Genomic DNA, 10491 nt, shown 5'->3' on the forward strand with positions numbered 1-10491 from the left:
ATCAGCACCAGGCGGACTGACTTATTGTCGTCTCATAGCAATGTTCATCTTTTGTAACGCGGCGTAACTCTCGTTCATAACGAAATAAAGTAATAATTATGTTATAGTGAGTCTGTATTTGTAAACTTTACCCGACATCAATCATCCCCCCTGTAAATTATAACTTATCGGTATATTCACACAATAAATATATAAATAATTAAAAAAATAAGAAAGACACACAATCGTTAATCAAATAAAAATTTGATCATTTTCAATAATTTATGTTAAAAAACACATATGCAAAGTGAGGTTATTCCTTAAATTTTCTTAAGCCAAACCAGCCTCTGCTTTTTAACAGATAAGTAAGGTTTACAAATTATGGTCACTCAAACACCTTTCATAACTTTCTCCCCTTACGTTATTTCCTTTACCCGGTGCTGAAGCAGGAGCGGCCTTAACCAAAGAGAGGGAAAAGAGATGCAGTACGGCGTTATTGATTCTTTTGTTTGCCCTGAGACAGGAACAACCTTTTCATGCGTTATTTCCAGAAATAATCACAAAGCTATTTTATGGTATGAGGGGATGCAGCTATTAACTTCCGGGGATGTGCTGACCAAAGAGAAAGACAGGCTGTTGGTAAACGGCAGACGGGATGAGCTTACTCTGCACAAGATATCTATATTCAACGCAGGCCTGTGGAAATCGCTGCAAAAAAGATCGCAGTGCCCGGGCAATAAAACGTATCATCCTGCTTTATGCTTTTATCGCGCGCGTTGTTTATTTGAATGCTGCCCCTATGGGATTTGCGGCGTACGCCTGTCTCCTCTGTCATATCGGGAAGCAGAGCCTGAATAAACGCAGGCAGAAGCCCGTTGAGAAAAACGTTATTTCTCACAAACGCCCCGTATCCACAGAAGGTGGCTGAAAATAACGTTCAGCGCCGCCCGTGCCGACCCGGGAGCGGTCAGTGTTAGTCGGCTACATAAACGAACATTGCATCCTCTGACAAAACACCACGCTCAGGCAAATAAATACTGATGCGCGGCACGCCGGCGATAAAACGCTCTCCGTGCCGGGAAAACGGGGAAGCAGGAGGATGAACACAGCAGCCAGGCAAAAAATGCGCAACAGCGGCAAAACAGAGAGGGTTTCAGCCCCACCTTCGCCATGCTGCTGGCGGTAACCTCGGTATGGCCCGGCATCGCGCTTCAGACCGCAGCGATACTACGCTTGTGCGCGCTTAGTAATGTCGGTAAATCAATGTAACCGCCAAGCTCGCGCTGCTCCGCGCGCGGCAAATAAGGTAGTTCCCCTACGAGCGGGGCATTAAGTTTTTTCCTTAACACATCTATCAGCTCGGCGTAGTGCGCAAGCCCGGGGTTAATGCGGTTCGCCACCCAGCCCAGCAGCGGCAGGCCATCACTGGCTATTGCCTGTGCGGTTAATAGCGCATGGTTGATACAACCTTCCTGAATCCCTACAACCATTAAAACGGGCAGTTGCTCTTGCACCACCCACTCCGAGAGCGGACGCAGATCATTCATCAGGCTACGCCAGCCGCCGGTGCCTTCCACGACCACGTTATCGGCCCGTGCGCTCAACGCCATCAGCCCTTCTGAAAGCAGGCTGTAATTTACCGGGCAACTATGGGCCACGCTACTTTCGCGCTCGCCAAGGGCAATAGGATTAATGGCGCTATAGGGCAGCGATAAAGTTGAAACGCTTTGCAACGCCAGCGCATCTTTATTACGCAACCCATCCGGCGTTTGCAGGCTTCCCTTCGCTACCGGCTTATACCCGACCACGCATTTGCCGCTGGAAGCGAGCGCCTGAATTAACGCGCGCGACACAACGGTTTTACCAACCGACGTATCCGTACCTGTTATAAAGAAACGCTTAAGCATTACGTGCTCCGGCAGTTAAACCCAGGAAAAATATTAACGATAAAACAACAAAAGAAAGAGTCTAAAAGAAGCGTACGCCATCAGGATTGAGATAGCGCAATGTTTGGTGAATAAACAGAAACGCGTTAGCCCTGGAGCAACCTGATTAATAATGTTCCGTTATACATCGCATGCTTGATTAATGCTGTGCCCGCCATAGTGCCGCGGTTATCAAAACTGGTTGCCATCACTTCCACATTACGGCTGTATGCAGGTAAAGACTGTTGATGTATACACGTAAGGATTGCCGGATACAGCACATCGGCCGCGCGATTGAGCGGTGAACCAATCAATATCTTTTGAGGATTGAACAGGTTAACCATAATCGCAAGAATACGCCCCACGCTTGTGCCAACGCTGCGGATCACTTCCTGCGCCAGCAGGTCGCCCTGCCGCGTGGCGTTACACAACGCCTCAACAGACAGCGGCTGGTCATGCAGCATCGAACTCACCGACTGCCTCATGCGCTGTTGCGCCAGTTCCAGCACCCCTTCCATGCCGGCTATCGTTTCCAGGCAACCGTGATTGCCGCAATAACAACGTTTTCCGTAAGGATCAACCTGCGTATGGCCAATTTCCACCAGGCTATTGCTGCCGCTGTGCAACAACCGCCCGTCGGCGATCACGCCAGCTCCCACATTATTATCAATAACAACCTGAATCACATCTCGCGTATTGCGCGAAGCGCCAAACATTGACTCCGCCATCGTCCATGCGCTGATATCATGCTGAATAAACACCGGCACGCCGGTATGCTGTTCGAGCATTTCCGCCAGCGGCATATCTTTTACATCATAAAACGGCATACGATAGACAATACCGCGCGCGGTATTAACAATGCCTGGCAGAGTAATCGCCAGCGCGGTCAGGCGCTCCAGGCGCTGCTGCTGGCGAGTAAAAAAGCCGTCAATTTGCGCGATGATGCGAGTAAGCAGCGGTTGCGGCGCAACCGGCGGCAGCGGTTCTTCTTCTTCGACGACCAGAGCGCCGCTTAAATCACGTAATGCCATAGTAATGCTGCCGTGTCCGATACGCGCGGACAGATAATGCCAGGCATCCGTTTCCACCATCAGGCCTACAGCGGGCCGCCCCCGACAGCCCGGCACCGGAATTTCGGTTTCCTGTACCAGGTGCGCCTCCAGCATTTCGCGTACAATTTTCGTAATACTGGCAGGCGCCAGTTGGGCCAGGCGGGAGAGATCGATGCGCGAGACGGGGCCAAGGGTATCAATCAACCGGTAGACGGCACCGGCGTTAATTTGTTTAATCTGATCGATATGTCCCGGTTGACTGTCAGCCACCACATCCGGCTCCCTTATTTTTCGCGCTTCGAAATAATATACAGCGCATGGTGAAACAGTTTACCGGACAACGCCATAATTTTGCCTCTTGTTGTGATTGAACGCACATTTATTATCCGGTCTTTAACGTCGCTGCCATCTGTATGATGAAAAATGCGCCGCTGGTGCCACCACACCAGGCGTATTTTTGTTATCGGCAGCGATACCCTGTCGCCAGGCGTCTTCGCAAAGAGTAAAGAGTATTACTTCTGTTAGTGGGAAACTGTTGGCTAAGCGGCGGTTACGCAAGAGTAAGCAAGGTAGCTGCACGGCCTGAATACGGATCTTCAGCCACCTCAACAGCATAACGCAGGCGAGTTAATTCAACATTCACATTTATTAATGCATTATTTGAGCGCATTAATAAATTCGGCGGAATAATCGTCGCCCCTCCTCCTCTGAACATAGATCAGATATCACATTAACGGGCCTGTTTGTTAGCCGTATCATTCCTGTTAACAGGATAGAGGCGAAAACATTGCTCATTAACTTCCGTCTGCACTGGCGTGATAACGCCCTGCTCTGGTTGTTTGCCGACGGCTTTTTTCTGATGGGGCCTTCATGGCGCTGTTTAACGGCATTGATGCAGTCAAGCCAGACGGTAGCTGCTGGCTTGCGGTTTTAACAGCGTAGTATGCTGATTTCGCTCCCACTTTGGCGCCGTCCCGGCTATAGTTACATTTCAGAGGATTGTTAATAACTCACCGCTGCCCTTCTGAGAGTGTTATGCGTAAAACTGTTATATGGTTAGTAGCCTCGCTGTATCTGCTGCCTCAGCCCGGCAGGAGCGAGGCCGGGGCCAACACCGATACCCTTAGCGCAGCAGAAATTCAGACGCTATTTTTTGGTCACGACGATCGCACACGCGTTGATAACCCTACCCTCCCGCCCTGGGATGCTATCGGGCAGCTTGAAACCGCCAGCGGCAACCTGTGTACTGCCACGCTCATCACCCCCAATCTTGCTTTGACGGCGGGCCACTGTTTGCTCACGCCACCAGACGGTAAGCCGGATAAAGCTGCTACGCTGCGATTTATTTCACGCGACGGCATATGGCGCTACGATATACACGGCATAGAAGGCCGCGTCCCTGCTTCATTACGCCAACGCCTCAAGCCGGACGGCGATGGCTGGATTGTTCCCCCCGCCGCTGCGCCGTGGGATTTTGGCCTGATAGTTATCCGGTACGCACCGTCAGGCATTACGCCATTGCCGTTGTTTGAAGGCGATCGCGACGCCCTGACCGCCGCGCTTAAGGCACAGGAGCGCAAAGTCACGCAGTCCGGTTATCCGCAAGATCACCTCGATACCCTTTATCGTCATGAGGCATGCCTGATTACCGGCTGGTCGCAACAGTCGGTGCTTTCACACCAGTGCGACACATTGCCCGGCGACAGCGGCTCGCCGCTGTTGCTAAAAACCGTCGCCGGGTGGGCGCTGGTTGCCGTACAAAGCTCCGCCCCCGCGGCAAAAGACCGTGACAGAGCTGACAACCGCGCCATTGCCGTAACCGGATTTCGCGATAAGCTCATGACGCTGGCAGGGCCTGATCTGAAGCATAAATAAAAGGAAAAAACAGCCCGCCGTTTCCCGCTTTGCCTGCGTTAGCGCGCATCAGGCGAGTTTAATCAACAGCATTCCTGCCAGCAGTAACCCCAGCCCAAACCATCCCCTGAGATTCAAACGCTGGCCAAACAGGAGCCAGCCCGCAGCAACGGTGGCAAATACGCCAAATCCCCCCCACAGCGCATAGGCCACTGACAGTTCAATTCCTTCAACTGCCTGCGCCAGGGCGCTGAATGCAGCCAGCACTGCCGCCAGCGACAATATGCCGTAACTTTTACGCTGAAAGCCGTGGGAGAATTTGAGAAAAACGTTCGCGATAATCTCCAGCACAATGGCCAATAACAGCCACATTCCATGTATCCACTCAAACGTCTGCATGATGCACCTGCGCTTTTTTCACATTCCGGGTACCGGATTTAATTAACGCAATGCCCGCCACCAGCGTGATAAGCCCCGCAACTTTTAATACCGACAGCGTTTCATTAAAAAGAAGCACGCTAAACAACGTAATAAACAAAATCCCAATGCCTTCCCACATAGCATAAGCCACCCCCAGCGCAATATGCTTCACTGCAAAAGCCAGGAAAATATAAGAAATTGCGATCATAGCCAGCATAATAAAATAACCGATCATGCCTTCCCCGCCGCTTGCCCATTTCATCGACAACGTGCCGATAATTTCGCTTACAATCGCCAGGGCCAGTAATAGCCAGTAAAACATGGTTCCTCTCCCGTGAAGAATAATAATATTTCTGGCCCCTTATTAATTACAGGCCAAATAAAAATTTGTCAGCGCAAGTACCCGGATGGGTATTCGGCCAATAAAATCAATGGGGAGAGAAACTATAACGCGTTACGCCAGTGCTGTTCACCGGCGAGCGCACGGGCGCAGGAAAGGGAAATGAAGCCAGAGATTGATCGCGTAGCGAACCGTTTGTCCATAATATTTACAACTCTCCGCAGGGTTGCTTCTCATCTTTGCGGAAAAAAATTGCCTCCGGAAATTAATCACTTTTTATTTCTAGCATAATACGCTAATGGCCTCAAATTCTTTTCAGTTCTTTACGTGACGCATATTATAAAACGGCTTTAATCCGCCACGTGCAATTTCTATTAAACAGGGCAGAACTTAATTTAAAGCGCGCCAGGCGGTTCCATAACCCGAAATAAGCCGATATAAAATAATACCGCCGCCTGGCCTGCTGCGCCAAAGCAAAGCCTGGACGGGCAGCGCGCCTATGACTGAGCGACGTTCACCGGACCAGGCCACACAGCATTATTAACAGAACGGGCTTTCCCCGTTGAGCACACGATCGATAATACGCAGCACGCCCGCCTGGTTATTGGAGGTGGTTTCATAGCGCGCCACGGCTTTTACTTCGCTCACGGCGTTTTCCATTGCAAACGGGTAGCCCACCAGTCGCAGCATTTCTACATCGTTGCTGCTATCGCCCACCGCCACACACTCCTGCGGCGAAATCGCCCATCTGTCCAGCAGGCGCTGTAGCCCGCTGGCTTTGTGCGCACCGGGAATGATCAAATCGACAAATCCAAAACCGCTGGTTACCGGACGGACGATACCATCCAGCGAGTGATTTAGCTGGTTTACCAGCGCCGGAATCTCCGCATCCGGCAAATTCAGCGCGAATTTGAAAATAACATCATCGACCTTACGCAAATCCGCCACTGACTGCAGGCGGTGGTAATGCTTTGCCATTATCGCCATAAACGCTTCCGGCGCGCCTTCGCGCGCATAAGCGCTTTTTAAACCGCAGGCGACAAAATTGACGCCGTCAAACGCCGCCAGCGCATCGAGCACCTTCAGGTAGCTATCATGGGGTAGCTCGCCGTGCCACAGTCTCTCATCACGATCGTATACCAGCGCGCCGTTTTCAGCGACAAAAGCGATGTCATGTCGGATCTCAGGAAAAAAAGAAATAAGCTGATAATACTGATTGCCGCTGGCCACGACGAATTTAACGCCTTTATGACGCAGCGCGGCATACTGCGCCATAAATCTTTCTTTGTCATAACATTTATTGTCATCAAGAAAGGTGCCGTCCATATCTACGGCAATAAGTTTGATTTTCATATAACCTCAGGATCTGTAACTGGTGTAGCGCAAGCAAATCAGTATAACAATCGTCTGAAAAGCGGCAAAATGCGTTTACATACCGCCTGCATATTGAAAGACGTTATATTCAGCCAGGAGCGCCGTTTTTACTTGTTCGTTTGCGCGCCGCGTGGGGTTACAGCGTGTAGCCCGGCTTTTTCGCCAACGTTTCCAGAGAAGGACGAATGAGCGGATCGTAAACATCCGTCTGCCACCTTTCAGGCGCTACTTCATTTAACGCCACGGAAAGCGCGCTGTCTGCCGAATGTAAATGCTTTTTTATAACGTCGCAAAGATCGTCTACCAGCGACTGTTTTTGCGCTTCGCTCAGATCGCGTGGAAAATATTTAATATCGATATGCGGCACGTCCCCTCTCCTTTTTATCGCCCTCGCCGCCCACGCGGCAACATGTCTCGTAAATCTCCGCGAACCTTATCGCAATCTTTCGCCGCGCCAGCTACCGCCGGGAAGTTCAGCGTACAGAGCCGAGCCGCCTGCTCACGGTGTGACTGGCCCCGCATATGCCCATACAGCCTGATGGGCTGAGTGAGTTTGCGGATAATGTCTGTACCGGCAATCAGTTTCGGTTGCCTTCTGCGCCTCTTAGTCTCCCTAAGCCAATTCTCACCGCTTGCGGCCTGTCGCCTCGATCATCCTCCCGCTGCCGCAGCATAATGTTATAGCCATTCAACAATCGCCGGTCACCCAGCCGCGGGCGCGGCAACAGGTTCACCGGTAACGTCAACCAGAAGCGCATATCATAATCATGGCCCAAATATGTTTTCAGCAGCAGGAACACCTCTTCACGCAGCAGCCCGCCGGGCAGCCAGCCGGTTACTTCATCCGGGTCGTCAGTTTCCAGCTCCACCGTCATGCAGTAGTTCGCATCGCTGACGTTGCTGCCCATTACAACTCCCTTTTGCAGCCGCATTGGGCTGGCGGCGGATAGTCTGGCCCGCAACCGGGTTGGGAAATTGACCGGCTGATTCGCCACCACGCAAACCCGCGTGCCAGGCGCGCAGTTACGGATAACCGCCTTAATACCGTCAACGGTATGCGTAGTCATCAGCAGCGGTTGCAGTAGCCCCAGTAGACGGGGCGCAGGCTGATGCCGGCCCGGCATAATGCCCATCAATGCCATCAGACTGCTGGAGATACTATCCGTGCCGCCTGCTTCAAACGTAGCCGGATAGCTGTATTTGCGCCAGATGCGGTAAAACTGAGTCATGATGCGGTGGTTGAAGATATCGAGAAACGCCGCCATCGCCTCTGCGCCGTCTGCCCCCTGGTTAATCGCATCAACGATATCTGTGGGCAAAGGCGAATCCACGCCATACAACCCCAGAAATGTTGTTCTGACCGTGGGCGGGGCCTGCGGGTTATTCGGGTCGGTTTCAGTGCGCCGCAGCTCCCCTGCCGGAAAGCCCATATGCGGGTCAGGCCGAAAGCGCACCGGATCGGCCAGCGACGCGCCAGTCCCCAGCTTCGTCCCGCTCAGGGTTTCCAGTGTCCGGCAAAAACGATAAAAATTATACTCCGCCGTGCGGTCACGGCCGCTACTATCCAGCCAGAACGGCGGCAGCGCGGAGTCAGTCTGTTTTTTAAGGTTATTCGTCACATCAGCGCCCTGTTAATAAAGCGCGCTGGCCACTGCCACTGTTCCCCGCTACCGGCAAGCGTCACCGTCAGTTGGGTAAAGCGGATAATGCTGGCGTACTGAGACAGGAACTGTTCCAGCAGCTCGCAAAACAGCCATGCATCTCCCGCGCTGCTAAACTGCGCTTCGTCAAGCGTAATGCCAATATGTACGCCGTGCCAACGTCGGGAGGCGCAGAAGGCCTGCTCAGTACTGACAGCCAGGATACCGGCAATACGCCTGCGATTGTCGTCATCCTCTGTCCAGTCAAGCAGCGCCAGCGCAGCGCGCAGGCTCTCTGCGCTGGCGAGCATCTGGCTTAAGGCGCGCGGATGCAGCAGCGACAGCAGACGCCACTGGTACAGCGGCGATGAAGGCGGGTAACAGGGCAGCGTAGGCAGGCTGCGCGTGCGCCCGCGTATCGCCAGGTTGCCGGTTGTATAGTCTGTGTCAAACAGCGCCTGCTGTAACGCCATGCGCGGGAAAGCGCCATTGGTACAGGTCAGGTTCAGCAACAGGCGCCGCTGCGTCGTTTCACCATGCCCCCGGCCACCCAGCATCAACAGAGTTTCATGCAGCCCGGATACGCCGCGCCAGACGCGGGTATGAAAAAAACGCGCCGGCCACTGATCTTCATACTTAAGCATACCGCCCTTATGGCGAAAGTGGCTGTAGGGCACATACTGGTGGCGTGCGCCATCCTCTTCCTCTCGCTCCTCCACCAGATCAACAGCGTAGATTTCAGTATGACCATCAGTCAGACGATGCGGACGTAGCCGATAATCCAGCACCGCAGGCTGCGTAACCAGCGGCTCGCCGGTCAGACGAAACAGATTAATGACCGACACACAGTGCATACGCAGGACGGACTCCGGCAAGGTTAAGTCGCCACACAGCGGCTTACTTAGCGTCAACGTTAGCGTAAAATCCGTTACACGGGCAGGAAGTCGGACGGGAACCGGGCTATCAAGCATAAGCCGGAAAAAGCGCGTCGGGGCCGTGAAGTATTCCAGCAGCGGTCTAATTTCACCACACAACGCCGGACTGTCACTCTGCGGCCACAGCGAGGGTTGCCCGCTCTGCCAGCATGGGAGGAACTGCGCAGTAAATGGATGCGACTCCGGACTGTTGCCATAACGCAGGCGAACCTCACTGACGTGCTTTGTCAACGTCAGGTAGAGCTGCGACTGCAATTGGCGTTCTGCGGCGATAAAAAGCGGAATGCCCGTAAGCATCACTTCACGGGGTTCGTTATGCGCCACAAGAGAGAAATGCAGCGTCAGCGCCTGCGCGCCCCGCGCCAGGGTATGGCGTGTTACCCGCGCCAGCCAGAACGGATGTAACGTCAGCGGTTCCACGGTGCGGTACGGACAACGGTTGCCCTGCGGGGCGTCAGGTGTAATGACCGGCAGGCTGGGCAACTCAGTGCCGGCCGACAGCGTATGGGGCGCAAGGTGGCTCTGCCGGTTCACAGGCGTCAGCTCCACCATTGCCGTGGAGGGCAACGTGCGATTGACTACCGGCAATAGCTGGCCGAGCAACGGCTCTGTTAGCTCCGGAATGTCATCATCAAGTTTTCTACGAAGCCTCGCCATCATCAGCGAGAAGCCCTGAAACAAGCGCTCAACGGACTCGTTCATTTTCCGCGACTGGCTGTCCACGCCGAGGCGCTGCCCGGCCTGCGGATGCTGCTGCGCAAACTCCCGCGCGGCCGCCTTCAGCCAGCGCATTTCTCCGTCAAAGTAGCGTAAAAAGTCATGGTCTGACACGCGGTCTTCCTGTTGCGGCTATACCCGATGAGAAAATGGTTTCCGGCAAACGGAAACCCTTCAGTGATAAAACAGTCAGTGGATCCTGGTCTGCCTCTGCCTCCAGCAGATAATTCAGCATCTGTCCATCCTGCGCAGCCC

The 10491-nt window shown here is 53.2% G+C and carries 9 protein-coding genes and 1 pseudogene; 2 read left to right on the forward strand and 8 right to left on the reverse strand.

Annotated elements, in window-relative coordinates; translation table 11 throughout:
• Positions 1-1190: 1190 nt before the first annotated feature.
• Both bioD and mlc read right to left on the reverse strand, forming a co-directional pair.
• Positions 1191-1886 carry a dethiobiotin synthase gene (gene bioD, locus JJB97_RS16940; protein WP_238715272.1) on the reverse strand — a complete coding sequence of 232 codons (696 nt, stop codon included), beginning with the start codon at positions 1884-1886 and terminating at the stop codon, positions 1191-1193.
• A gap of 125 nt (positions 1887-2011) precedes the next feature.
• Entirely contained in the window at positions 2012-3229 is a 1218-nt protein-coding gene (mlc, locus tag JJB97_RS16945) for a sugar metabolism global transcriptional regulator Mlc (RefSeq protein WP_238715274.1), read from the reverse strand.
• A 508-nt stretch (positions 3230-3737) separates the two neighbouring features.
• On the opposite strand from mlc, the pseudogene JJB97_RS18860 reads away from it, so the two are divergent.
• Positions 3738-3847: pseudogene (locus JJB97_RS18860) on the forward strand (MFS transporter); the annotation flags it as partial.
• A 144-nt stretch (positions 3848-3991) separates the two neighbouring features.
• Positions 3992-4831, forward strand: a complete 840-nt coding sequence (locus JJB97_RS16950) for a trypsin-like serine peptidase (protein ID WP_238715276.1) — start codon at positions 3992-3994, stop codon at positions 4829-4831.
• Positions 4832-4879: 48 nt separating this feature from the next.
• On the opposite strand, the gene mdtI is transcribed toward JJB97_RS16950, so the two are convergent.
• The 6 genes from mdtI to tssF all read right to left on the reverse strand — a co-directional run bounded on the left by mdtI (position 4880) and on the right by tssF (position 10350).
• Positions 4880-5209, reverse strand: a complete 330-nt coding sequence (gene mdtI / locus JJB97_RS16955; RefSeq protein WP_238715278.1) for a multidrug/spermidine efflux SMR transporter subunit MdtI — start codon at positions 5207-5209, stop codon at positions 4880-4882.
• Positions 5196-5552, reverse strand: a complete 357-nt coding sequence (mdtJ, locus tag JJB97_RS16960; protein WP_238715279.1) for a multidrug/spermidine efflux SMR transporter subunit MdtJ — start codon at positions 5550-5552, stop codon at positions 5196-5198. Before mdtJ ends, mdtI begins: the two co-directional genes overlap by 14 nt.
• Positions 5553-6110: 558 nt before the next feature.
• Positions 6111-6923 carry a Cof-type HAD-IIB family hydrolase gene (locus tag JJB97_RS16965; RefSeq protein WP_238715280.1) on the reverse strand — a complete coding sequence of 271 codons (813 nt, stop codon included), beginning with the start codon at positions 6921-6923 and terminating at the stop codon, positions 6111-6113.
• Between the two features lie 157 nt (positions 6924-7080).
• Positions 7081-7311 carry a tautomerase PptA gene (gene pptA / locus JJB97_RS16970; protein ID WP_238715281.1) on the reverse strand — a complete coding sequence of 77 codons (231 nt, stop codon included), beginning with the start codon at positions 7309-7311 and terminating at the stop codon, positions 7081-7083.
• A 211-nt stretch (positions 7312-7522) separates the two neighbouring features.
• Positions 7523-8563 carry a type VI secretion system baseplate subunit TssG gene (gene tssG, locus JJB97_RS16975; RefSeq protein WP_238715282.1) on the reverse strand — a complete coding sequence of 347 codons (1041 nt, stop codon included), beginning with the start codon at positions 8561-8563 and terminating at the stop codon, positions 7523-7525.
• Complete coding sequence (gene tssF, locus JJB97_RS16980; RefSeq protein ID WP_238715283.1) at positions 8560-10350, reverse strand: type VI secretion system baseplate subunit TssF; 1791 nt, start codon at positions 10348-10350, stop codon at positions 8560-8562. Before tssF ends, tssG begins: the two co-directional genes overlap by 4 nt.
• Positions 10351-10491: the final 141 nt, after the last annotated feature.

This window comes from Tenebrionibacter intestinalis, from assembly GCF_016632365.1.
Classification (GTDB): Bacteria; Pseudomonadota; Gammaproteobacteria; order Enterobacterales; family Enterobacteriaceae; genus Tenebrionibacter; species Tenebrionibacter intestinalis.

Coding starts and splice junctions, on each gene's coding strand:
- JJB97_RS16950 (WP_238715276.1), top strand. CDS start 3,992: ATGCGTAAAACTGTTATATGGTTAGTAGCCTCGCTGTATCTGCTGCCT.
- mdtJ (WP_238715279.1), bottom strand. CDS start 5,552: ATGTTTTACTGGCTATTACTGGCCCTGGCGATTGTAAGCGAAATTATC.
- bioD (WP_238715272.1), bottom strand. CDS start 1,886: ATGCTTAAGCGTTTCTTTATAACAGGTACGGATACGTCGGTTGGTAAA.
- mdtI (WP_238715278.1), bottom strand. CDS start 5,209: ATGCAGACGTTTGAGTGGATACATGGAATGTGGCTGTTATTGGCCATT.
- JJB97_RS16965 (WP_238715280.1), bottom strand. CDS start 6,923: ATGAAAATCAAACTTATTGCCGTAGATATGGACGGCACCTTTCTTGAT.